This is a genomic window from Streptomyces scabichelini, assembly GCF_011045015.1.
In the GTDB taxonomy this organism is placed as follows: Bacteria; Actinomycetota; Actinomycetes; order Streptomycetales; family Streptomycetaceae; genus Streptomyces; species Streptomyces scabichelini.
The window spans coordinates 1-24,260 of record NZ_JAAKZY010000072.1 but is presented as its reverse complement, the minus strand read 5'-3'; the positions used below and the strand labels follow the sequence as shown (position 1 = coordinate 24,260).

At 69.8% G+C, this 24,260-nt stretch carries 16 protein-coding genes; 11 read left to right on the top strand and 5 right to left on the bottom strand.

The features are described 5' to 3' along the window. Positions 1–93 precede the first annotated feature (93 nt). From G5C60_RS22865 to G5C60_RS22855, 3 genes are all read right to left on the bottom strand, one after another. Positions 94–2,283, bottom strand: coding sequence for a bifunctional polysaccharide deacetylase/glycosyltransferase family 2 protein (locus tag G5C60_RS22865; RefSeq protein ID WP_165262242.1), 2,190 nt, complete (start codon positions 2,281–2,283; stop codon positions 94–96). Then, positions 2,283–3,173 carry a hypothetical protein gene (locus G5C60_RS51205; RefSeq protein ID WP_206439879.1) on the bottom strand — a complete coding sequence of 297 codons (891 nt, stop codon included), beginning with the start codon at positions 3,171–3,173 and terminating at the stop codon, positions 2,283–2,285. Before G5C60_RS51205 ends, G5C60_RS22865 begins: the two co-directional genes overlap by 1 nt. 295 nt (positions 3,174–3,468) lie before the next feature. After that, positions 3,469–4,476: a LysR family transcriptional regulator gene (locus tag G5C60_RS22855; protein WP_165262240.1), complete on the bottom strand. Its 1,008-nt coding sequence runs from the start codon at positions 4,474–4,476 to the stop codon at positions 3,469–3,471. An 83-nt stretch (positions 4,477–4,559) separates the two neighbouring features. Here G5C60_RS22855 and G5C60_RS22850 point away from each other — a divergent pair, with 83 nt between their 5' ends. Further along, positions 4,560–5,867 (top strand): MFS transporter, encoded by a 1,308-nt coding sequence (locus G5C60_RS22850; RefSeq protein WP_165262238.1) that lies wholly within the window; start codon positions 4,560–4,562, stop codon positions 5,865–5,867. Positions 5,868–6,080: 213 nt separating this feature from the next. Here G5C60_RS22850 and G5C60_RS22845 read toward each other — a convergent pair whose 3' ends face one another. After that, complete coding sequence (locus G5C60_RS22845; RefSeq protein ID WP_165262236.1) at positions 6,081–7,520, bottom strand: cytochrome P450; 1,440 nt, start codon at positions 7,518–7,520, stop codon at positions 6,081–6,083. A 196-nt stretch (positions 7,521–7,716) separates the two neighbouring features. Between G5C60_RS22845 and G5C60_RS22840 the strand changes: the two genes are divergently transcribed. Both G5C60_RS22840 and G5C60_RS22835 read left to right on the top strand, forming a co-directional pair. Next, complete coding sequence (locus tag G5C60_RS22840; protein ID WP_165262234.1) at positions 7,717–8,442, top strand: alpha/beta fold hydrolase; 726 nt, start codon at positions 7,717–7,719, stop codon at positions 8,440–8,442. A 10-nt stretch (positions 8,443–8,452) separates the two neighbouring features. Next, the gene (locus G5C60_RS22835; RefSeq protein ID WP_420907400.1) at positions 8,453–8,977 is read left to right on the top strand and encodes a GNAT family N-acetyltransferase; all 525 of its coding nucleotides are present in this window, start codon (positions 8,453–8,455) and stop codon (positions 8,975–8,977) included. Between the two features lie 154 nt (positions 8,978–9,131). On the opposite strand, the gene G5C60_RS22830 is transcribed toward G5C60_RS22835, so the two are convergent. Next, positions 9,132–9,989 (bottom strand): calcium-binding protein, encoded by an 858-nt coding sequence (locus G5C60_RS22830; RefSeq protein ID WP_165262232.1) that lies wholly within the window; start codon positions 9,987–9,989, stop codon positions 9,132–9,134. Positions 9,990–10,360: 371 nt separating this feature from the next. Between G5C60_RS22830 and G5C60_RS22825 the strand changes: the two genes are divergently transcribed. From G5C60_RS22825 to G5C60_RS22790, 8 genes are all read left to right on the top strand, one after another. Next, positions 10,361–11,656: an ABC transporter substrate-binding protein gene (locus G5C60_RS22825; protein WP_165262230.1), complete on the top strand. Its 1,296-nt coding sequence runs from the start codon at positions 10,361–10,363 to the stop codon at positions 11,654–11,656. Then, positions 11,653–12,618, top strand: coding sequence for a carbohydrate ABC transporter permease (locus G5C60_RS22820; protein ID WP_165262228.1), 966 nt, complete (start codon positions 11,653–11,655; stop codon positions 12,616–12,618). The genes G5C60_RS22825 and G5C60_RS22820 overlap by 4 nt, the downstream gene beginning before the upstream one ends. Beyond that, positions 12,615–13,436, top strand: a complete 822-nt coding sequence (locus G5C60_RS22815) for a carbohydrate ABC transporter permease (protein WP_165262226.1) — start codon at positions 12,615–12,617, stop codon at positions 13,434–13,436. Before G5C60_RS22820 ends, G5C60_RS22815 begins: the two co-directional genes overlap by 4 nt. A 33-nt stretch (positions 13,437–13,469) precedes the next feature. Then, a complete protein-coding gene (gene yicI / locus G5C60_RS22810) occupies positions 13,470–15,737 on the top strand; it encodes an alpha-xylosidase (RefSeq protein ID WP_165262224.1) in 2,268 nt (755 codons plus the stop codon). A 2-nt stretch (positions 15,738–15,739) separates the two neighbouring features. Continuing rightward, on the top strand, positions 15,740–16,744 hold the full coding sequence (locus G5C60_RS22805; RefSeq protein WP_165262222.1) for a LacI family DNA-binding transcriptional regulator: 1,005 nt from the start codon (positions 15,740–15,742) through the stop codon (positions 16,742–16,744). A 115-nt stretch (positions 16,745–16,859) separates the two neighbouring features. Then, on the top strand, positions 16,860–19,799 hold the full coding sequence (locus G5C60_RS22800; RefSeq protein WP_165262220.1) for a glycoside hydrolase family 3 C-terminal domain-containing protein: 2,940 nt from the start codon (positions 16,860–16,862) through the stop codon (positions 19,797–19,799). Positions 19,800–20,016: 217 nt separating this feature from the next. Next, positions 20,017–22,974 (top strand): winged helix-turn-helix domain-containing protein, encoded by a 2,958-nt coding sequence (locus tag G5C60_RS22795; RefSeq protein WP_165262218.1) that lies wholly within the window; start codon positions 20,017–20,019, stop codon positions 22,972–22,974. 108 nt (positions 22,975–23,082) lie between these two features. After that, the gene (locus G5C60_RS22790; protein ID WP_165262216.1) at positions 23,083–24,204 is read left to right on the top strand and encodes a class I SAM-dependent methyltransferase; all 1,122 of its coding nucleotides are present in this window, start codon (positions 23,083–23,085) and stop codon (positions 24,202–24,204) included. Positions 24,205–24,260 lie beyond the last annotated feature (56 nt).

The following is a 24,260-nucleotide window of genomic DNA, read 5'->3' as shown; positions in this document are numbered from 1 at the left end:
GCGGCACGGAACCCGGCACCGGCCCCGCCCCTGACGCCGCCGCGCCGGTCCCGGAGGGCACCGGCTCGTCCGTATACCCGTGATACCCGTGGGTCATCCCACCGGCCTCCGCTCATCCCCACTCGCCCGCTGTGCCGGGATCGCGCCGGGCGCCGACCCCACCACGCCCGTGCGCCGCAGCTTCTGCCAGCGCAGGCGGCCGCCGGTGAGGGCGGTGATCCAGGACTGGAGGAGGACGACGTACATGAGCTGGCGGTAGAGGAGCTGCTGCAACGGCAGGGAGATGAGGTGCGTCATGCGTTCGCGGTCGAGGCGGAAGGCGTACGCCGCGCAGACCGCCTGGATCGCGAGGACGCCCAGCCAGGCGACGACCGTCTTCCCGGTGGGGCCGAAGATGAGCCCGTACAAGAGGAACACGTCGATCAGGGGGGCCAGCAGCGGTGCCACCACCATGAACAGGGAGACCAGCGGCAGGCCCACGCGGCCGAAGCGGCCCGAGGGGCCCTTCTCGATGATCGCGCGGCGGTGCTTCCAGATCGCCTGCATCGTGCCGTACGACCAGCGGTAGCGCTGGGACCACAGTTGCTGGACCGACTCGGGGGCCTCGGTCCAGGCGCGGGCGTCCTCCGCGTACACGACGCGCCAGCCGTCCCGGTGCATCGCCATCGTGATGTCCGTGTCCTCGGCGAGCGTGTCGTCGCTCATGCCGCCGACGCGTTCCAGGGCCGAGCGCCGGAACGCCCCCACCGCGCCCGGAATCGTCGGCATGCAGCGCAGGATGTCGTACATGCGGCGGTCGAGGTTGAAGCCCATCACGTACTCGATGTGCTGCCAGGCGCCGATGAGGGAGTTCTTGTTGCCGACCTTCGCGTTGCCCGCGACGGCGCCCACGCTCGGGTCGGCGAAGGGCTGTACCAGCTCGCGGACCGTCGCCGGTTCGAAGACCGTGTCGCCGTCCATCATCACGATGAGGTCGTAACGGGCGTTCGCTATACCGCGGTTGAGCGCGGCCGGCTTGCCCGCGTTCATCTGGCGCACGACGCGTACGTTCGGCAGGCGCAGGCCCTCCACGATGCGGGCCGTGCCGTCGCTCGAACCGTCGTCGATGACGATGACCTCGATGGGATGCTCGCTGGCCATCAGCGAACGCACCGTGTTCTCGATGCACTTGGCTTCGTTGTACGCGGGAACCAGCACCGACACCGGTTCGGTGATGGGGCTGCGGCCCCAGCGGAAGTTGCGCCGGCGTACGCGGTGGGCGTGGACGGCGGAGAGCAGGAGCATCAGGCCGAAGCGGGCGAAGACGAGGACGCCGATGATCGCGAGGCCGACGACAAGGACGCTGGTCGTCTTCTCCGAGGCCTGGACCGCGTACACCCACGCCTTGCCCTTCCACAGCTCGAGGCCGGTGACCTTGGTGTGGGCGCTCTGCGCGCCGAGAGCCTCGGTGAGGTTCTCGAACTCGTAGTCCCTGTCCTTCATCTGCGGGATGAACTTGTCGAGCGCGGCCACGGTCTGCGAGCGGTCGCCACCGGAGTCGTGCATCAGGACGATCGCGCCCTTGTCGCCCTCGGGTGTGGCACGGCGGATGATCTCGTCGACGCCGGGCTTGCGCCAGTCCTCGCTGTCGGTGTTGTTGACGACGGTGATGTAGCCCTTGCTGCCGATGTACTCGGTGACCGGCCAGGACTTGTTGTCCATGGCGTCGGCGTGGGAGGAGTACGGCGGCCGGAAGAGCGAGGAACGGATACCCGCGGCACCCGCGAGCGCCAGCTGGTTCTGGGAGAGCTCCCAGTCGATGCGGCGCTGGGACTGGAGGGAGAGATCGGGGTGGTTGAAGGTGTGCAGGCCGATCTCGTGGCCCTCCTTGACCATCCGGTCGACGAGGTCCGGATAGCGCGAGGCCATGGTGCCGGTGATGAAGAAGACCGCGTTCGCGTCGTGCTTCTTCAGTACGTCGAGGACCTTGGGGGTCCACTCGGGGTGCGGGCCGTCGTCGAAGGTGAGGACGATACGGCGGTCCCGTACGTCCCGGCTGTCGGTGCTGCCGCGGCGCGTGTCGATGACCGGGCCGCCGTTCAGGACCTCCTCCGGGACCTTGTCGGAAGCCGCCGGCGAGTTGATGCGGTAGTCCGCGAGGATCTCGCTGTGGACGAAACCGCGCAGCATCAGCATCGCCATCAGCGCGACGAGGACGAGCGAGGGCAGCAGATAACGCAGGGGCAGGCGACGACGACGTACTGCGCCGGAGGCCGAACCGCGACGGCGGTTGCCAGATGCCATCAGAGGAAGTTCTCCGGAGTCGACGGGGCGGGGCTCTCATCAATGACGTCGACGACGCCGATCGGGTCGTCGATGACGCCGATCGGGTCGACGGGGATCGTGCCGCCCGTCGGCGCCGGGCCGGCGACGGGGTCGTCTCCGGCCGGGGGATCCGCGGGGTCGTCGGACAGGGTCGGGTCCGGATCCGGGTCCGGGTCCGTGCCCGGGTCTGGCGACGTCGTGGGATCCGCGGTGGGATCCTTCGTGGGGTCGGGCCCGGTCGGGCTCTTGGTCGGGGCCGGCTTCGAAGAGGTCGGCGAGGGATCGGCGTCGGTGGGCTTGCCCGAATCCGAGGGGCTGGCCGACGTGCTCGGCGAGGTGCCTGCGCCCGGCGCCCGCGACGTACCGGCGCCGGCCGACGGGACCAGCCCGGAGGAGGGGTTCGCCGAACCGGACGGACCCGCGGACTCGGGCGGCAGCGTCGGACTGTCGACCTTGCCGGCCGGCTTGTCCGCCTTGCCCGGCACCGGGAGCCAGGGCGCGCTGGAGTTACCCGACATGAGCGTGGCGACGATGATGACGGCGTAGACCGCGCAGGTGAGGCCGACGGCCATGCCGATACGGCGGTATCTGCGGCTGCGGCGTCCCGTCTCGTCGACGAACACCGGGCCGTCCGAACCCTCCTGGTCGCCCTGAGCACCCGGAGCACCCTTGGCCTGCTGGACCAGCCAGTCGTCCAGGTGACGCCCCACATTGTCGAGCTGGACCGTGACCTCGTGCGGGTCATGGGTGTGCTCGGGTTCCGCGCTCTCCGTGCTCTCCGCCCAGGAGGGCACGTCGGCGTCGGGGCGCGCGGGCTCCGGCCGGCCTATGTGATGTCCGTTGTTGTCACTGTCTCGCTGCTTTGGCATCGATATGTCGCCAGAACCACCATGGAACGACTCCCCCGCATCTCGGCGGGTCGACGGATATGCCCCGCCTCTGTCCGGCCGGTCGGTATGCTGCCGATCCGGTTGGGCGTCTTCCCGCCACTTCTCCACGCGCACGTTCATCCCCCCACGGGAACCGATCGGGCGCGTACGAGTCCGGGCACTTCGTACTTGATTGTCCGGACCGGGCCCCCACCCGATCCAGGCGCCCCCCTAATACCACAACGCACCCGGCCCATGAATGTAGCGCACGTAGGAGTTCCGTGTGTGCCACGTGTCAGGTGCGTTTCGCCATGATGAGCTCATCCGTGGCCGGAATCCATCCCTCCGCGGGGCGATGGAGCCATCCCTCCGCCGCCGCCAGCTCCGCGGCGGCGGCACGAAGTGCCTCCATTGCAGGGTGCATCCATCCCTTCCGCCACACCAGAGATACAGGTGATAACGGAACGGGGTCGACGAGGGGCCGCAGTAACGATTTCGGCATGGCCGGAAAATCCACCACGGCGAGGACGGGGTTTCGCTTCTTGGCCATGATCCGCTGGAACTCCTGGGCGCCGACGGCGAGCGGCGCGGGCGGGGCGACCTCGATGCCGCGTCCCTCGAAGAGCTGCCGGGCCAGGTCGGTCCACTCCGGCGTCCGGGGGTTGCCGGCACCGGCGTACACGTGCTCACCGGCCAGAGCGTCCAGCGGTACGGCGTCCAGGGCGGCCAGGCGGTGGTCCTCGGGCAGCACGATCGCCATCGGCTCGTACCGTACGGGCTGTTGCTCCAGGCGGTCGCGGATCGCCGGGTCCAGGCCCGCGAACCGGCCGAAGGACGCGTCGAGCCGCCCGGCGAGCAGTTCGGCCGCGGCGCCGGTGAGGCCGCTTTCGAAGCGGGCCATCAGTTCGCAGTCGGGAGCGAGTTCGCGGGCCCGGGCCAGGATGCGCTCGCCGATCAGGCCCGGGCTGTTCACATCCACGAGCAGGGGGCGCTGCTCGGCCTCCGTCCGCCCGAACGCGGCCAGCAGCGCGTCCTGCGCCTCCAGCACCCGGCGGGCGTACGGCAGCAGCCGCTCGCCGTCGGGCGTGAGCGCGACCCGCCGGGTATTGCGTACGAAGAGGTCCGCCTTCAACTCCCGTTCCAGGCGCCGGATGTCACGGCTCAGGGCCTGCTGGGCGACGTACAACCGGGCAGCCGCGCGCGTGAAGTGCAGCTCCTCGGCGACGGCGAGGAAGGCGCGCAGGAGGCGGGGGTCGACCGCACGGGGGACGGCTGCGGAGCCGGGACCAGGAGAGGACGGCATCCGGCGAACTTACAACTCGGGTGCGTGAATCGGTACGGAGTAGGTGTTGGACCGGTGGTCGGGCAGGGGGCAACGGTTGGTCCATGCCGCAACAGTCCCCTGATCGCCGTACGACCGTCCTCACCGTCACCGCCGACAGCCTGGTGGTCGCCGACTTCGGACCGCGGCGGAAGGTGCCAGGACCAGGACGGAAGTCCGACGCCCGCAACCCCTACCGCCGCCTCTTCACCATCCCCGGCACCCGTGCCTTCACCATCGGGAATCTGATCGCCCGTCTCCCCATGGGCATGTTCAGCGTCAGCGCCGTCATCATGATCGCGGGAGCGAGGGATTCGTACGCCCTCGCCGGTGCCGTCACCGCGACCGGCCTGGCGGCGACGGCGGTCGTCGCGCCCTGGACGGCGCGCCTGGTCGACCGCCACGGGCAGGCGCGGGTCGCCGTGCCCGCGACGGCGATCGCGGCGCTGGGCTCACTCGCGCTGCTGCTCTGTGTGCACCACGGGGCGCCCGACTGGACGCTCTTCGCCGCGTACGCCGCCACGGCCACGACGCCCAACACCGGGGGCATGTCCCGGGCTCGCTGGGCCCACCTGCTGAAGGACGACCCGGCGGGCCTGCACACCGCGAACTCCTTCGAACAGGCCGCCGACGAGCTGTGTTTCATGCTCGGTCCTGTGCTGGCCGCGTTCCTGTGCGGGGCGTTCTTCCCGGAGGCGGGGACGCTGGTCGGTGCGGTGCTGATGCTGACGGGCGTACTGGTCTTCGCGGCCCAGAGCGCCACGGAACCGCCCGTGCGGAGGCCGTCTCGTACGGCGGCGAAATCTCCTCTGCGCGCACCTGGCATGCCTTCTCTGCTGATCGGCTTCCTCGCGACCGGTACCGTCTTCGGCTCGATGGAGGTCGTCACGATCGCGTTCGCGGACGCACAGGGGCACAGGTCGGCGGCGGGTGTGATCCTCGCACTCCAGGCGGCCGGTTCGGGTGCGGCCGGTCTGCTGTACGGGGTGCTGAAGCCGGCCGGGCCTGCCGAGCGGCGCTACCCGTGGAGCGTCGCCGCGATGGCCCTCCTCATGTCGGGGCCCCTTCTGGCCGCCACGCTCACGGGTTCGCTGGTGGTCCTCGCCGGAGCGCTGCTGGTGGCCGGGACGGCCACGGCTCCGACGATGGTCACCGCCATGACGCTGGTCCAGCACCGCACGCCCGAGGGCCGGTTGAACGAGGGGATGACACTGGCGGTGACGGGATTGCTGGGCGGGATCGCATGCGGTTCCGCCGCCGGCGGGTGGGTCGTGGAGCAGGCGTCGGCCGCCGCGGGGTACGCCGTCCCGGTCACCGCGGCGGCGGTGGCCTTGCTGATCGCCCTCGCGACGGCGGAACCAGCAGCTCGGTGAAACGCGGGGGTCAACCCTTAGGGCGTGGGCGGCCAGCCCTGAGTGCTGCTCCGGTCGTTCCCGGGTTCCGTCCCTGATTCCGGCTCTGGACGATTGTGGCTGTGATCGGCTCGGTGCCAGGCTCGCCCGCAGTGACTGCACACGCGGCGCGGTGGACGACTGTCTCGCGGAGCTGAAGGTGTCCAGGTCGTCGGGGTGAGTTCCGCTCGGGCGCTACTCCGGCGACCGGGGCGTGATCCGGCAGTGCGCGGGCCCCAGTGCCATCAAGGTGACCCCCGCGCCGAGCGGAACGTCCTCCTCGTCGGCTGCCTCGAACTCGTAACGCTGGAGCAGCACGGCGAGCCCGAGCACCGATTCCAGCATCGACAGATGCTGCCCGATGCAGGCGCGCGGCCCTCCGCCGAACGGAAACCAGGCGTAGCGCGGGCGGCCCGCCTCCGCCTCTGGAGTGAAGCGCTCGGGGTCGAAGCGCTCCGGGTCGGGCCAGTAGTCGGGGTGGCGGTGGGTGACCCAGGGGCTGACGAGCAGGTCTGCGCCGGCCGGGATGCGTACGCCGTCGATCTCCGCGCCCGCCACCGCGCGACGACCGATGACGGGTGCGGAGGGATACAGCCGCATCGCTTCCTTCAGCACCATCGTCAGATAGGGCAGCGCCTCCATGTCCGCCGCTGTGGGCGCTCGTCCGCCGGGGCCGGGCCCGCCGAGCACGCGGTCCACCTCGTCCCGTACGCGCCGCTGCTGCTCGGGGTGGCGGGCGAGGAGGTGCAGGGCGAAGGCGAGCGCGGTGGCGGTGGTCTCGTGGCCGGCGAGCAGGAAGATCAGTACCTGCTCGCGGAGTTCGGCGGCGTCGAGACTGCCGTCCTCGGCGTTCTCGGCGTGGACCAGGAGGGTGACCAGGTCGTCGGTCCGGCCGGTGCCGTCCTGTGAGTCGTCGCCCCGCCGTCCGCGGCGGTTCTCGATGATGCCGTCGCAGAGCGCGAACAGCTCGGCCTGGTTGCGCTCGGCGCGGCGGTTGGCGGGCGTGGGCCACGAACGCGGCGTCCTGACCGGCGAGAAGCCCCGCTTCATCGAGTACTCCTGGAGCTGGGGCATCGTGCGCTCGATCACCTCGAACGCCTTCTCCCCGTCCGTACCGAAGAGAATCCGGCCGACCATGCGGAGCGCGAACTGGCGCATTTCGCCGATCAGTTCCACCGTTGCGTCTGTTGTTGCGCCTGTCGTCGCGCCTGTTCCCGCTGTTCGCCAGGTGTCGGCCAAGGCGGCCGCCTCTTGCGCGACCTGGTCCGCGTAGCCGTTCACCCGGCGCCGGGTGAACAGCGGCTGGACGAGGCGGCGCTGGCGGAGGTAGGTGGCGTCCTGGCTGGTGAGCAGCCCGTTGCCGACCGTCACCCGCAGTTCCTCGTAGAAGACGTTGTCCTTACGGAAGTTGGCGGCCTCCGTCGCCAGGACCTGCTGCGCGCCCTCGGCCGAGAAGACGGCGTAGAGGTTCGCACGCAGGCCGGGCGGACCGGCTCGGAAGCGCACCACGTCGCCGTACTCGCTCCGCGCCCACAGATACGCTCCCAGCGGATCGCTCAGGAGGTTGCTCATCGACCCGAGCAGTGGCGTCCCCGCCACGATCGGCGCCTGTACGCTCGCGGTCGCCGTCGCCATGGTCCGCCGCCTCCCGTGGATCGTACGGATGTCCGAGCCACAGTAGCCTTGTGAGCCAGGAGAGTTGAAGGGTCGAACCGACTGGTTCGACCCCGGCCGTTCTCGGGGAATGGCCGACGCGGGCTTCGTTGCCGCGGTGTTCTGCTGTCGGCCGACACGGTCGCGAGCGCCGGCGGCGTGAGGACAGAATGCCCGCATGCGGCCAGTCTTCGTTCTCGTGCACAGTCCGTCCGTGGGCCCCTCCACCTGGCAGCCGGTGGCCGAACAGCTGACCGCCGCGGGACACCAGGTGCGGGTGCCGTCCTTGCTGCACGTGGGCACCGGCGAGCCACCGTTCTGGCCCCGCGTCGTCGACGCCGTCCGTGACAGCATCGGGAAGATCCCGGCGGACCAACCGCTCGTTCTTGTCGCGCACAGCAACGCGGGGCTGTTCCTCCCGGTGATCCGCTCGGGCCTCGACCATCCGGTGACCGGCTCGGTCTTCGTCGACGCCGCGCTGCCGGCCCGTACGGCATCGACGCCTGTCGTCCCACCCGAGCTGCTGAAGGTCCTCCGCTCCATGGCGGTGAACGGCATGCTGCCCCGCTGGACCGACTGGTGGGACGAGGCCGACATCGCGCCCATGTTCCCCGATCCCACGATGCGCCAGAGGGTCGTCGCCGAGCAGCCCGCGCTGCCCCTGTCCTACTACGAGCAGCACATCCCGGTCCCCGACGGCTGGGACGACCACCCCTGCTCCTACCTGCTGTTCGGCCCTCCGTACGATGCCGTGGCCGCCGACGCACGCGAACGCGGCTGGCGTGTCGCCCACCTGCCCGGCACGCACCTGCACCAGATCGTCGATCCCGCCGGCACAGCCCGGAAGATCGTCGAACTCGCCATCGGTCAAGCGCGCCCTGCCGTTGTCAGACCTCCGTCCTAGTGTGGCCGCCATGGACTCGACCATGGACACCACGGACGCGCGGCAGGTGAAGCTGGAGCCCTGGGCCGAAGGCGACTTCTGGCTGCTCCAGAGGGTCAACAGCCCTGAGATGACGGCCCACTTGGGTGGTCCGGAGACCGAAGAGAAGCTGGTGTCACGGCATCAGCGCTACGTCGGCCTCGAGCGCGGTCGGATGTACCGGGTCACGCTGGCGGACACCGGCGACACCGTCGGCTCGATCGGCTACTGGGAGCGGGTGTGGCGTGACAGGGAGGTGTGGGAGACGGGCTGGGGCGTGTTGCCCGAGTTCCAGGGACGGGGCCTCGCCGCGAAGGCCGCCCGTGCGGTCATCGAAGCAGCGCGGGCTGCCGGAGAGCATCAGTACCTTCATGCGTTTCCGAGCGTGGACCATTCCGCGTCGAACGCCGTCTGTCGCAAGGCCGGGTTCGAGCTGCTCGGTGCGGTCGAATTCGAGTACCCGAAGGGCCACTGGATCATGTCGAACGACTGGCGAGTGGATCTCGGCAGAGGCTGACGTGGGGACCACCCACGGAACGGCCCGGGGAACGGCCCAGGGAACCGCGCGGCCGACCCGGCAGCTCCCTGGGCAGCAAGAACCGTGAGTCCTGCTGGACGATGACCGTGAGTCCTGCTGGACGAGGACCGTCAGTCCTGCTCGACGGTCACCGTCAGTCCTGCACGACGATGTTCCTGCCGGCGCCGCCGGAGAGCGTGTCCGTGTCGGGACCGCCGTACAGCTCGTCGTCGCCGGTGTTGCCCCAGATCTGGTCGAAACCGCTGTCGCCGTAAAGGATGTCGTTGCCCCTGCCGCCGTACAGCAAGTCGTCGCCGTCCCCGCCGCGGAGCGTGTCGTTGCCGTCGTCGCCGTACAGGAACTGGGTGTCCGGGCCACCCTGGATCAGGTCGTTGCCCGCGCCGCCTTGCGTGATGTCGCCGTTGGTGGTGATCGTGTCGTTGCCGTCGTCGCCGAAGACCATCGCGGCCACGCCCGCCGTGATGATGTCGTCACCCGCCCCGCCCCGGACGGCATTGCCGTCGACAGGGCCGGTGTGGGTCAGCCGGTCGTTGCCGGGGCCCAGGTCGATCGCGTTGGTGTGGAAGGCCTGGTCGGTGGAGTTGGTGATGGCAACGCTGTCCCAGACGTCGCCGAGGTCCATGCGCATGGTGGCGTACGGGGACTGGCTGTCCAGGGCGGCGACCGTACAGGAGACCTTGGCCCGGTCCGCGGGGTCGGGGTGGACGCAGCCGTTCCCCGCGCTGATCGGGACGACGTCCTCGATCACGTAGGTGATGGTTTCCTTGGAGCCGTCGGTGAACGACTCGTCGACGAGCACGTTGTTCATCTGGCCGGCGGCGGCCGTGTAGGAAAGCTCCCAGCCGCTGGAGTTGACCTCGGCGGTGGCCGACGACTCCGCGGCGCCGGCTGTCGTGGCCAGGGCTGTCGGCAGGGCAAGGCCCGCGCCGAGAGCCAGCGTCAGCGTCGAAGCGGTGCGTAACATGCGGCGGCTGACGAGGTGAGAACGCATTACATGACCTCCATGAGGCAGTTGTGGTCTGTGCAGCAGGTGTGACTTGTGAGGCCAGGTAGTTAGTTGCCTCTGGCACCGAACAGTTCAGCGGCTGTTGCGGCACCGTTCACCTGGGAAGAGCCGCCCACCCCGGCCGGCCCCCACCACAGACCCGCTCCCCAATTCACCCAATCCGCGCGCACCCCATTGACTCGTTCACAGCCGCCACATACCTTCCCCCGTCGAAGCGCTTCGACATCACGTATCGAATCGATTCGATGGACGCTGCGTGACGTCCCCCCACTACGAGCGTGACCTGCACGACGCACAACGTGATGAGCGACGACTCACCGGGACAGTGAGCCATCCGACTCCCCTGGAGGCACTGGATGTTGACGGCACGAAGGCGTGTGGTGGCGGTAGCCGCGGCGGCTCTGAGCGGAGCCCTGCTGCTGGCCTCCTGCGGCGACTCGGACAGTGGGTCTTCCGATGGGAAGACGCTGAAGCTGTGGCACTACGAAGCACCGAACAGCGCGATGGGCGTGGCCTGGGCCGAGGCCATCAAGGAGTTCGAGAAGACGCATCCGGGCGTCAAGGTGAAGTTCGAGGAGAAGGGCTTCGAACAGATCCAGAAGACGGCCCCGATGGTCCTCAACTCGGACGACGCCCCCGATGTCATGGAGTACAACAAGGGCAACGCGACGGCCGGACTCCTCTCCAAGCAGGGGCTCCTCACCGATCTCACCGGCGAAGCCACCAAGCGCGGCTGGGACAAGAAGATCAGCGCCGGTGTGCGCACCACCAGCCAGTACAGCGCCGACGGCGTGATGGGTTCCGGCAACTGGTACGGGATTCCCAACTACGCCGAGTACGCGACGGTGTTCTACAACAAGGACCTCTTCAAGAAGCACGGCATCGCGGAGCCCACGTCCTTCGAAGAACTCACGGCCGCCATGGACAAGTTCGCCGACGAGGGCGTCACCCCGCTCGCCAACTCCGGCGCCGAGTACATAGCCCACCAGTACCTCTACCAGCTGGCGCTCTCCAAGGCGGACCGCGCCTGGGTCGACAGTCTGCAGCTCTACAAGGGCAAGACGGACTTCCACGACGCGGCCTGGACGTACGGCGCGGAGACCTTCGCGGACTGGGTGAAGAAGGGATACATCAGCAAGGACTCCACCAGCGCGAAGGCCGAGGACGCGGGCACCGCCTTCATCGGCGGCAAGAACCCGATCCTCTTCTCCGGCAGTTGGTGGTACGGCCGCTTCGCCGAGGAGAACAAGTTCGACTGGGGCACCTTCCTGTGGCCGGGCTCGGACCTGACCCTCGGCTCCGGCGGCAACCTCTGGGTCGTGCCCAAGGGCGCCAAGAACAAGGAACTCGCGTACGACTTCATCGACATCACCATGTCGAAGAAGATCCAGAACCTGCTCGGCAACAAGGGCGGTGTACCGGTCGCCGCCGACGCGTCCGCCATCACGGACCCGAAGGCCAAGCCGCTCATCGCGAACTTCGACACCCTGACGGGCAGGGAGGGTCTGGCCTTCTATCCCGACTGGCCCGTCCCCGGCTTCTACGACGTCCTCGTCTCCGAGACGCAGAAGCTGATCACGGGAAGCGCTTCACCGGACGACTACCTCACGGCGCTCCAGGAGGCGTACGACAAGGACGTACCGAAGCAATGACGGTGACCGTCGAACGGGGCGGGCGGGTCGTCGAAAAGCACTCCGGAACCCGGCGCCCGCGCCGCCCCCGTGACTCGTACGCCCTGTTCCTGCTCCCCGGAGTGCTCGCCTTCCTCGTGGTCGTCGTCGTGCCGTTCCTGATGAACACGGGGGTGAGCTTCACCGACTGGCAGGGCGTGGGTACCCCGGAGTGGTCCGGCCTCGCCAACTACCGCGAGCTGATGGACGACAGCGAGTTCTGGGCCTCGTTCCGGCACAGCCTCTTCATGGTCGTCGCCATGGCCGCCGTACCGACCGCCGTCGGACTCGTCCTCGCCGCCGCGCTGTTCGACTTCGTCGGCAAGCACTTCGGGACGAGGACGGCGGCCGTCCTGCGCGCCTGTTTCTACCTTCCGCAGGTGCTGCCCATCGCGGTCGCGGGCATCGTGTGGAGCTGGATCCTGGCGCCGGAGAACGGCTCGCTGAACGAGCTCCTGAAGGCCGTCGGTCTCGAAGGCTTCCAGCAGGACTGGCTCGGCGACCCCGACTTCGCGCTCTACAGCGTCATGGGCGTCATGGTCTGGGTGCAGATCGGCTTCCCGCTGGTCGTCTTCATGTCCGGACTCCAGCGCGTGGACCCGCAGTTGTACGAGGCCGCCGAGCTGGACGGCGCCGGATGGTGGCGGCGGTTCTGGCACATCACGCTGCCGCAGATCCGCCCCGAGATCTACGTCGTCCTCCTGTGGTGCACGATCGCCGCGCTCAAGGTGTTCGGCGCGGTGTACGTGCTCACCAAGGGCGGTCCCGGCGGGGAGACCAATGTGCCGTCGTACTTCTCCTTCACCACGTTCTTCGAGAAGACGCAGGTCGGCTACGGCGCGGCGATCTCCACCGTGCTGACCGTGATCATTCTGGCGCTGGCCCTGGTCGGCCTGAAGCTCCAGACCCGCGCGGAGGACGCCGAGGAAGGGCTTCGAGTATGACCGCCGTACGCCGTTATCCCATCCTCGTCGCCCTGGTCATCGGCGCCCTGTTCATGGTCCTGCCCTTTCTGATCGTCGCGGTCAACGCGGTGAAGTCGCCCGCCGAGTACTCGGCGAACGGCCCGCTCAGCCTGCCCGAAGGGCTCTACCTCGACGGCCTGAAGGACTTCTGGGAACGCGTCGACTTCGGGCAGAAGCTCATCAACTCGGTCCTCATCAGCGGGTCCGTCGCGCTCGGCGCCGTCGTCCTGTCCGTCCTCAACGCGTACGCGATCGGCATCGGCCGGATCAAGGGCCGCACCTGGGTCCTCGCGTTCTTCGTGCTGGCGAACATGCTGCCGCAGGAGGCGCTGGTCTACCCGATCTACTACCTGAGCAAGGAAGCCGGCATCTACGACACCCGGCTGAGCGTGATCATCGTGTTCACGGTGATCCAGGCGGCCTTCGGTACGTATCTGCTGTCGTCCATTCTCGGGCAGTTCCCGCGCGAGATCATCGAGGCCGCCCGGATCGACGGGGCGAACAAGTGGCAGGTGCTGTGGCGGATCGTCGTCCCCGTCAGCCGCCCGACCATCGGGGTGCTGCTGGTCCTCTTCTTCATCTGGACCTGGAACGAGTTCCTGCTGCCGCTGGTCATGTTGATCTCCAACGACAACCAGACCGTGTCGGTGGCACTCGGTGTGCTCCAGGGCCAGCGCCTGATGGACGCGACGATGACCAACGCGGCCGCCCTGCTCGGTGTGCTCCCGGCGATCGTCTTCTTCCTCCTCTTCCAGCGGACGCTCACCCGCGGCATCGCCGTGGGTGCCGTCAAGTGACCGCCAAGTGACCGTCAAACAAGGGGTGTGCCAGTGAAGTTCAGCGACGGCTACTGGCTGCTGCGCGAGGGTGTGACCGCGGCCCATCCGGTCGAGGTCCTCGATGTCGCCGCCGAGCAGGGCACGTTGGAGATCCACGCGCCGACCCAGCCCATCCGCCACCGCGGCGACCTGCTGAAGGGACCGGTCGTGACGATCAGCGCGCACGCGCCGATGCCCGATGTCATCGGCGTGACGTTCACACACTTCGAGGGCGAGGAGCCGCGCGGGCCCCGATTCGAGGTCAGCAAGGAGGAGTTCGCGGCCGTGGCGTCGTACGACGACGAGTACGCGACCCTCACCGCGGGCGCCCTCTCCGTCAAGGTCTCGCGCGGCGGCCCCTGGCACATCGACTTCCTCGCCGACGGCCGCAGCCTCACCAGCAGCGGCCGTAAGGGCATGGGCATCATGCGGGACGCCGAGGGCGGCCACTATCTGCGGGAGCAGCTGAACCTGGGCGTGGGCACGAACGTCTTCGGTCTCGGCGAACGCTTCGGGCCGCTGGTCAAGAACGGCCAGGTCGTCGACATGTGGAACGCCGACGGCGGCACGGCCACGGAACAGGCGTACAAGAACGTGCCGTTCTATCTGACGGACGCGGGCTACGGCGTCTTCGTCGACCATCCGGGGCGGGTGTCGTTCGAGGTCGGCTCGGAGACGGTCTCGCGGGTGCAGTTCAGCGCCGAGACACAGCAGTTGACGTACTACGTCATCTACGGCCCGACCCCGAAGGACATCCTCCGCAAGTACACGGCGCTCACCGGCCGTCCGGCCCTCCCGCCCGCCTGGTCGTTCGGGCTGTGGCTGTCGACGTCCTTCACCACCTCGTACGACGAGGCCACCGTCACGTCCTTCATCGAGGGCATGAAGGAGCGCGAACTCCCCCTCTCCGTCTTCCACTTCGACTGCTTCTGGATGCGCGAGTTCAACTGGTGCGACTTCGAGTGGGACCCGCGGGTCTTCCCCGACCCGGAGGGCATGCTCAAGCGGCTCAAGGAACGCGGACTGCACATCTCCGTGTGGATCAACCCGTACATCGCGCAGCGCTCGCCGCTGTTCGCGGAGGGACGGGCCCTCGGCCATCTGCTCAAGAGGCCGGACGGCAGTGTCTGGCAGTGGGACCTGTGGCAGCCGGGGATGGCACTGGTCGACTTCACGAGCCCGGCCGCCCGCGACTGGTACGCCTCGAAACTGGAGGCACTGCTCGCGCAGGGCGTCGACTGCTTCAAGACCGACTTCGGCGAGCGGGTCCCGGTCGACGTGGCGTACGCGGACGGCGGCGACCCGGAGCGGATGCACAACTACTACACGTACCTCTACAACCGCACCGTCTTCGACGTGCTGCGCAAGCACCGGGGAGAGTCCGAAGCCGTCGTCTTCGCGCGGTCGGCGACCGCCGGCAGCCAGAAGTTCCCCGTGCACTGGGGCGGCGACTGCGAGGCGACGTACGAGTCGATGGCCGAGTCGCTGCGCGGCGGGCTGTCCCTCGGCCTTTCCGGCTTCGGCTACTGGAGCCATGACATCGGCGGCTTCGAGGGCACGCCGACACCCGCCCTCTTCAAACGGTGGCTCGCCTTCGGACTGCTGTCCTCGCACAGCCGCCTGCACGGGTCGTCGTCGTACCGCGTGCCGTGGCTCTTCGACGAGGAGGCCGTCGACGTCCTGCGGCTGTTCACCCGGCTGAAGCTCCGCCTCATGCCCTATCTGTACGAGGCTGCCCGCGCCGCCCACGCGGAGGGGGTGCCGATGATGCGGGCGATGGTCCTGGAGTTCCCGGACGACCCCGGGTGTGCGCATCTGGAGCGGCAGTACATGCTCGGGCCCGATCTGCTGGTCGCGCCCGTGTTCTCCGACGACGGGGATGTGTCGTACTACGTCCCCGAGGGCACCTGGACCCACTTCCTCAGCGGGCAGACGGTGACCGGGCCGCGCTGGGTGCGCGAGAAGCACGGGTTCTCCAGCGTGCCGCTGCTGGTCAGACCCGGTGCGGTGATTCCGGTCGGCGCCGTCGAGGACCGGCCCGACTATCCGTACGCGGACGGGGTCACCCTGCACGCTTACGGTCTGGAACGCGGCGCCCAGGTCACGGTGCCGGTGGACGGCGTGACCTTCACCGTCGTCCGCGAAGGGGACACCCTGCGGGCCTCGTCGAGTGATCCTTCGGCGCCCTGGGGACTGGCCGCCGGCGGACGGACGGTGCGGGCGAAGGCCGGGACCGGCTTCCTCTCCCTCGAGCTGGCAGCCGAGCAGGAGCGGGGCTGATCATGGTGAAGATCACCGACGTGGCCCGGCACGCGGGCGTGTCCCCCAGCACCGTCTCGTACGCCCTGAGCGGCAAGCGCCCGATCTCCGAGGAGACCCGGCAGCGGATCGAGGCCAGCATCCGCGAGCTGGGCTACCGGCCGCACGCGGGCGCGCGGGCACTGGCCAGCAGCCGGTCCAATGTGCTCGCGCTGGTCGTGCCGTTACGGGCGGGCATCCATGTGCCGGTCGTGATGCAGTTCGCGGTGTCCGTGGTGACGACCGCACGCCGCCACGACCACGACGTGCTGCTGCTCACCCAGGAGGAGGGCGAGGACGGCTTGCGCCGGGTCGCGGACACCGCGCTCGTGGACGCGCTGATCGTGATGGACGTCCAGCTCCACGACCGGCGGCTGCCGTTGCTGCGCGCCCTCGACCGGCCCTCGGTGCTGATCGGTTTCCCGTCCGAGCCCAAGGGCCTCACCTGCATCGACCTGGACTTCCAGGCGGCGGGCGAGGTCTGCGTCGAGCACCTGGCGGCCCTCGGCCACCGGGTGATCGCACTCGTGGGCTCGCCGCCGGAGGTGTACGTACGGGAGACCGGCTTCGCCCAGCGCGTCGTACGGGGCTTCACCGCGGCGGCCGACCGGCACGGGCTGTCCTCCTCGGTGCACCCGTGCGAGGCGGTGCCCGCGGCGGCCCGGCAGGTCGCCGAGCAGCTCCTGCGTGAGCAGCCGGCGCTGACCGGCGTCGTCGTCCACAACGAGCCGATCGTCGAACCCCTCATCGACGCCTTCGAGCAGCTCGGCCTGCGCGTGCCCGGCGATCTGTCCGTCACCGCGATCTGCCCGGACGAGCTGGCCGGTGGTCTCCGGGTCCCCGTCACCTCGGTGGCCATACCGTCCGCCGAGGTGGGCACCGGGGCGGTCGAGCTGCTGATGAAGAAGCTGGGCGGCGCGACCGTACCGGAGGCCACGCTGCTGCCGCCGCGGCTGACGGTACGGGAGAGCACGGCCCGGCGGCCCTGAAGAGGCCCACGACAGCCGCGCCCCTTAGGGGCGCGGGGAACTGCGCGACCAGCCACAGACGGCCCGCAGCTTCCGAACCCCCTTCCAGCGAATGCTTAGTTGAAGGAGCGGTTTCATGAAACGCAAGAGAAGCCACAGAACCACCGTCAGCCGGGCCGTCCCCGTCCTGGCACTGACACTGATCGCAGGACTCGGCGTCACCGCCACCGGAACGGCCGCGGCGGACGACCCCGCATACGCCTTCCGCAATCCGAAGCTCCCCGTGGACCGACGCGTGGACGACCTCCTCGGCCGGCTCACGCTCGACGAGAAGATCTCCCTGCTCCACCAGTACCAGCCCGCGATCCCGCGCCTCGGCATCAAGTCGTTCAAGACCGGCACCGAGGCCCTGCACGGGGTCGCCTGGCTCGGCGAGGCCACCGTCTTCCCGCAGGCCGTGGGGCTCGCGTCGACCTGGGACCCGTCGCTGATCAAGCGCGTGGGCTCGGCGGTCGGCGACGAGACGCGCGGCTTCCAGCAGGAGCGGCCGGCCGGCTGGGGCCTCAACCTCTGGGCGCCCGTGGTGAACCCGCTGCGCGACCCGCGCTGGGGGCGCAACGAGGAGGGCTACTCCGAGGACCCGCATCTGACGAGTTCGTTGGCCACCGCGTACGGCACGGGCCTGACCGGCGGCGACCCCGACCACCTCAAGACGGCTCCGACGCTGAAGCACTTCCTCGGCAACAACAACGAGGTCGACCGCACGACCACGTCGTCCGACCTGCGCCCGCGCGTGTTGAAGGAGTACGAGGAGCAGGCGTACAGGCCGGCGATCGAGGCGGACGCGGCCACGGGCGTGATGTCCTCGTACAACCTGGTCAACGGCCGCCCGACGACGGTCAATCCGGCCCTCGACGACGACGTGCGGACCTGGTCCTCGTACGACCTGCTGAACGTCACCGACGCCTACGCGCCCAACAACCTGACCGGCACGGGCAGCCAGAAGTACTACGACACCCTGGCCGAGGGGAACGCGGCCGCGCTGAAGGCGGGCATCGACAGCTTCACGACGGACGACGCGAACTCCGTACCGACGACTTCGGCGATCAAGTCTGCTGTTTCTGCAGGCCAGTTGAAGGAGTCGGACGTCGATACGGCGGCCGGGCACATCCTGAGCATCCGCGTCCGGCTCGGCGAGTTCGACCCGGGCGGCGGCAAGTACGGCTCCATCGACAAGTCGGTCGTGAACAGCCCGGCGCATCAGAAGCTCGCGCGGAAGACGGCGGCCGATGCCACTGTGCTGCTGAAGAACTCGGGCGGCGCCCTGCCCCTGAAGACATCGGCGAAGAACGTGGCCGTGGTCGGCCCGCTCGCCGACACTCTCTACACCGACTGGTACTCCGGCACGCTGCCGTACGCGGTCACCCCCAAGGAGGGCATCGCCGCGAAGCTCGGTGCCCCGGTGGCCGGCAGCGAGGGCGTGGACCGGATCGCGCTGAAGAACGCGGAGAACGGCAAGTACGTGACGGCGGGATCGGACGCCGACGGCGAGCCCTTGAAGGAGACCGCGTCCGGTGGGGCCGAGACCCAGGCTCAGTTCGACGTCTTCGACTGGGGTGCCGGCATCGTGACGCTGAGGTCGGCGGCGAACGGCAAGTACGTCGGCGCCAAGGGGTCGGGATTCGTCAACGACCAGGTGCAGCCAGGTGGTTGGTTCGTGCAGCAGCAGTTCGCGCTGGAGGAGCAGGCCGACGGCACGTACCTGCTCCGCTACGCGGGCTACGAGACCAGGGAACCCTGGTGGTCGAACCCGGTCTACCTCGGCCCGGCCGGCGCTGACGGCACCCTCGGTCTCGTGTCCAAGGAGGAGGCCGCCCGCTACACCAAGGACGTCGTCCGCAGCGGTACGGAGGAGGCCGTGGCGGCGGTGAAGGGCAAGGACACGGCGGTCGTGGTGGTCGGGTCCATGCCGGCGATCAACGGCCGCGAGAACGACGACCGCGAGGACATGAGCCTGGCGCCGGCCCAGGAAGCCCTGGTCAAGGCGGTCCGCGCGGCCAACCCGAACACGGTCGTGGTCGTCGAGAACAGCTACCCGACCACCATCGGCGACCTCCAGAAGGAGGTCCCGGCTCTGCTGTGGACCACCCACGCGGGCCAGGAGACCGGCAACGCCCTCGCCGACGTCCTCTTCGGCGACGTGAACCCGGCGGGCCGTCTCACCCAGACCTGGTACCGGTCGGAGTCCGACCTCCCCTCCATCCTTGAGTACGACAACATCAAGCACGACCGCACGTACCAGTACTTCAAGGGCGATCCGCTGTACGAGTTCGGCTATGGGCTCTCGTACACCTCTTTCCGCTACGGGGAGTTGAAGCGAGTCTCCGACGGCTACGAGGTCGCCGTCACGAACACCGGGCGGCGGACCGGGGACGAGGTCGTGCAGCTCTACACCCATCAGCGTGCCTCGCGCGACAAGCAGCCGCTGAAGCAGCTGGAGGCCTTCCAGCGGCTCTCGCTGAAGCCCGGCCAGACGAAGACGGTCAAGCTGAAGCTCGCTGCGGACGACCTCGCGCACTGGGATGTCACGCGGTCCAAGTGGGTGGTGGAAAGCGGGACTTACGACGTTCTCGTCGGCGCATCCTCCGAGGACATCCGCTCTCGTACGTCGCTGAAGGTGCGGGGCGAGACGATTCCGGCGCGGGATCTTTCGCGGGTCACCCGAGCGGAGAACTTCGACGACTATGAGGGCGTGCGGCTCGTGGACGAGTCGAAGGTCCGCGGGACCGCTGTGGGCGCGACGTCGGGTGGGGCCTGGCTGAAGTTCAAGGACAGCCAACTCGGTTCGGGGGCCGCCAAGTTCAGCGCGCGGGTGGCGGGCGCGGCCGGGAAGGTCGAGGTCCGGCTGGGGTCGCCGACGGGCACCCTGGTGGGTACAGCCCAGGCCGGCGGCACCGGATCTCCGTACACCTACGAGACCGTGACCGCCGACCTCACGAGCGCGGCCAAGGGACGCCAGGACGTGTACCTGGTACTCGGCGACGGCATCCGTCTGTCCACCTTCTCAGTGCGCTGACCGGGGTGAGAAGCGACTGAGCCGCGGCCCGGGGCATCCGGAAGGCTGCCCCGGGCAGGCACCCGGGCCGCAGCTTTCCCAGGAGTTGACACCTCTCCCGGGACACTCGGCGTGTCTTCTCCTGGCCCCTTTTGTACAGCGCTGGACCCTTCTGTACGGAGCTCAGGCTGGCCATACTGCGAGCGAAGGCAGACCGGCACGGTCCGGGGGGTGCGGCATGGCGCTGCGAACGGCGCGGGAACTGCTCGGCCGCGAGACCGAGTTGGATGCCGTGCGCGCGCTGCTCGCCCGGAGCCCGGTGGTCACCGTCACGGGGGTCGGCGGCGTCGGCAAGACGCGGCTCGCGCAGGCGGTGGCCGCCTCCGAACAGACGCGACCGGTCGTGATGTGCGACCTCGGAGCCGTCGACGACCCGGCGGCCGTGGAGTTCGCCTTGGCCGACACGCTGGGGTTCCCTTCGCTGGACACGGCGCTCATCGGCATCGGTGAGGCGGTCCGCGTGCTCCTCGTCGACAACTGCGAGCACCTGCTCGACGCGGCGGCCGACGCCGTCTCCCGGTTGGTGGACCGCTGCCACGGGATCTGCGTACTGGCCACGAGCCGGGAGGCACTGGGCATCCCCGGCGAGCACGTACTGCCCCTGGGCCCGCTGGCACTCCCGGCGTCCGGCGCCACCGCCGACGACGCGGCACGATCGCCCGCCGTACGCCTGCTCCTTGAGCGGGCGGCGGCCGCCGGTGCGGACGTGGATCTCACGGCCGACCCGGACGCGATCGTCACCCTGTGCCGCCATCTCGACGGGCTGCCCCTGGCCATCGAGCTGGCCGCGGCCCGACTACGCAGCCTGACGCCGCGTGAGGTGCTCGGCCACCTCGACGACCGGCTCGACCTGCTCAGCCGCGGCCGGGACCGGGGCCCGGAGCGCCACCGCAGCCTGGAGGCGGCCATCGAGTGGTCGTACGGCCGCCTGCCGGATCCCGCCAAGCGGGTGTTCGAGCGTCTCTCGGTGTTCTCCGGGCGGTTCACCGCCGAGCACGCGCACGCGGTCGCGGGCGAGCCGGGTGACGACCTCCTCGCCACGGTCGAGCAGCTCGACCAGCTGGTCGCCCAGTCGCTTGTGACGGTACGTCAGCAGAGCGGCCGGAGCTGGTACAGGATGCTGCGGACGCTGCGCGGCTTCGCCCGGGAGCGGCTGGCCGAGCGCGGTGAACTGCACCGGGTCCGGGGCCGCTGGGTGGACTCGTTCGTCGGGACAGCCGTCGAGATACGCGAGCGCATGCTCCGGGGGTGGCCGGTCGACCTGATGATCACGCTCCAGAACACCCATAGCGACGTGGCCGACGCGCTGCGCTGGTGCGTGGCGAACGACAACGCGCCCGACCGGGCGCGCCCGCTGTTCATCCCGCTGTGCTCGCTGCTCAAGAGCCGCAGGGCGATGCCGATCGCGGAGCTCGGCGACCTCGTCCTTGACCGGTGGCCCGAACCCCGGCACGACACCTGGGCGGAGGTCGCGGCCGCCGCGTCGGTCGCGCATGTCCTGCGCGGTTCGTCGGAGCGGGGCGTCGCGCTGGCCCGGCAGGCCATCGACGGCACCTCGTCGGGACTCGCCGCCGTGAACGCCCGGCGCGCGCTGTACTTCCACGAGCGCAGGGCCGGACGGTACGAGGCGGCGCTGCGCTGGATCGAGGAGGCCATCGACATCGCTGCCGCGCACGACATGGCGCCGTGGCACAACGAGCTGCTCACGTTCCGGGCGATCGCGCTGGCCTCGCTCGGCCGGGTCCAGGAGGCGATCAAACAGGCCGGCGCCGCCCACCGGGCCGCCTCCGGCATCGGCAGTCCGGCCCTGGAAGCCTGGGCGGGCGCGATCCAGGGCAGCCTCATCGCGCTGCTTGACCCGGTCGCCGGGCGGGCGATGTGCGCGCACGCGGCGCAGTACTGCGAGGAGGTCGACTACCCGATCGGCGCCGGGATCAGCCTGCGCACGCTCGGCGCGCTCGCCGCGCCGGCGGGCGAGTTCCCGCAGTCCGCCGAGTATCTGGGTCGGGCCCTGGACGCCTTCCTCGGCTTCGGGTACGTGACCGAGACCGCGCTCACCCTGCGCTGGATCGCCCGGCTCACCCACCTGACCGGCCGGGAACGGGCCGCGGCCACACTGTGGCACTCGGCCGGCTCGGACCACGGCGACATCGTCGACGACGTACTCGGCCCACCCGAGGTGGACACCCGTCTCACGGCGACCGACGCACCCGCGCTACCACTGTCGGACGCGGTGACACTGGCGCGACGCGAGCTGACCGCGATCACCGCATCCGCTGCGGACCGGGGGCAGGGGAGCCCGGTGGCGATGAGCCTGGAGTCGGCGGGCCCGGGATCGATGGGCTCGGGATCGATGGGCCCGGGATCGATGGGCCCGGGATCGATGGGCCCGGAATCGGCAAGCCCGGAATCGGCGGGCCCGGTGGCGACGAGCCCGGTGGCGATGAACCCGGAATCAGCTAGCCCGGGATCGATGGGCCCGGGGCCGACAAGCCCGGTGGCGACGAGCCCGGAATCGGCAAGCCCGGGACCGACGAGCCCCGAGCCGACGAGCCCGGGACCGACGAGCCCGGGATCGGCAGACCCGGAATCGGCGAGCCCAGACTCCGCCGAGAACGTCTTCCGGTTGGAAGGCGCCGTGTGGACCGTCGCCTTCGACGGCGTCACCGTTCGCCTGCCCGGTGCGAAGGGGCTGCGCGATCTCGCCGTACTGCTCTCCCGCCCGGGCCGCGAGGTGCACTGCACAGAGCTGATGGGGGCGGCCGTCGAGCAGTCCGACACGGGTCCGGTGATCGACGCGCAGGCGCGGCGCATGTACGAGGCCAGGGCCGTCGAGCTCCAGGAGGACCTGAAGGAGGCCGAGGACTTCGGGGACACCGGCCGCGCCGAAGCGGCCCGCACCGAGATGGAGTTCCTGCTCGCGGAGATCACCGCCGCCACCGGCCTCGGCGGCCGCACCCGCCGCGCGGGCGGCAGTGCCGACCGCTCGCGCTCCGCGGTCACCCAGCGCATCCGTTCGGTCCTGCGCCGGCTCGACGAACTGCACCCCGCGCTGGCCCGGCATCTCCGCGCCGCCGTCAGCACGGGCACCTGGTGCGCCTACCGGCCGGACGCTCCGGTCCGCTGGGGCACGTAAGACGCGTAAGGCCACCTTCACCGAGCCCGTAACGGCCGATCTTCCGGCGTACGGCGGCATCTCACGCCTCATCGGGTGACAGAGCAAGCGCCCGACGGGGAGACCACCATGACCACCACGACAGACACGACCACCACGACAGACACAGGCACAGGTACAGGTACAGCCACCGCCGTCGACCCCGCCCGCCTCGAGCAGTTGCTGGCCGCCGCCATCACCGACTACGGCGCGACGATGGCCGCAGGGCTCGTCGTGATCGGCGGCCGGCTCGGCCTCTACGAGGCGCTCGTCGACGGCCCGCTCACCTCGGCCGAACTCGCCGCCCGCACCGGCACCCACGAGCGGTACGTACGGGAGTGGGCCCGCTCGCAGGCCGCGGGCGGCTACCTGACCCACCACGCGGGAGCCACGGCCGCCGAGGACCGCTTCGGCCTCGGGCCGGAGCAGGCGCTCGCCTTCGACACCGACGGCCCGGTCAACGCGGGCGCGTTGTTCGGTCTGGCCGTCAGCGCGCTGCGCGGCCTCGACCGCCTCGAGTCGGTCATGCGTTCCGGACACGGCATCGGCTACGGCGAGCAGGACGAGGGCGTGATCCACGGGATCGCGGACGTCTTCCGCGCCGCCTACGGCACCTACCTGCTCGACGACTGGATCCCCGCACTGGACGGCGTGCCCGAGCGCCTCTCCGCGGGCGCCCGCGTCGCCGACGTCGGTTGCGGGCACGGGGTCAGCACGATCCTCATGGCTCAGCGCTTCCCCGCCTCCACCTTCCACGGATTCGACTACGACACCGGGTCGATCGAGCGGGCCCGGGCGGCGGCCGTCGAGGCGGGCGTCGCGGACCGTGTCCATTTCGATGTGTGCGACGCCACGGAGTTCCCGGCACTCGGCTACGACCTGATCTGCACGTTCGACGCCCTGCACGACTACGGCAACCCGGGGGCCGCCGCCCGCCGGGTCCGCGAGTGCCTGGTACCCGGCGGCAGCTGGATGATCGTCGAACCGCAGGCCGGCGACACCGTGACGGAGAACCTGAACCCCGTCGGCCGGATGTACTACAGCGCGTCCACCTACATGTGCGTGCCCAACGCGGTCTCCCAGGGCGGCGAAGCCCTCGGCGCCCAGGCCGGCGCACGAACCCTGCGGGCCCTGCTGTCCGAAGCGGGCTTCAGCGACATCCGCACCGCCGCCGGAACCCCGCTCAACACGGTCCTGCACGCCCGGGTCTGACCGGACACGACGGGGGAACGGGTGGGGGCCGGTGGTCGCGACCACCGGCCCCCACC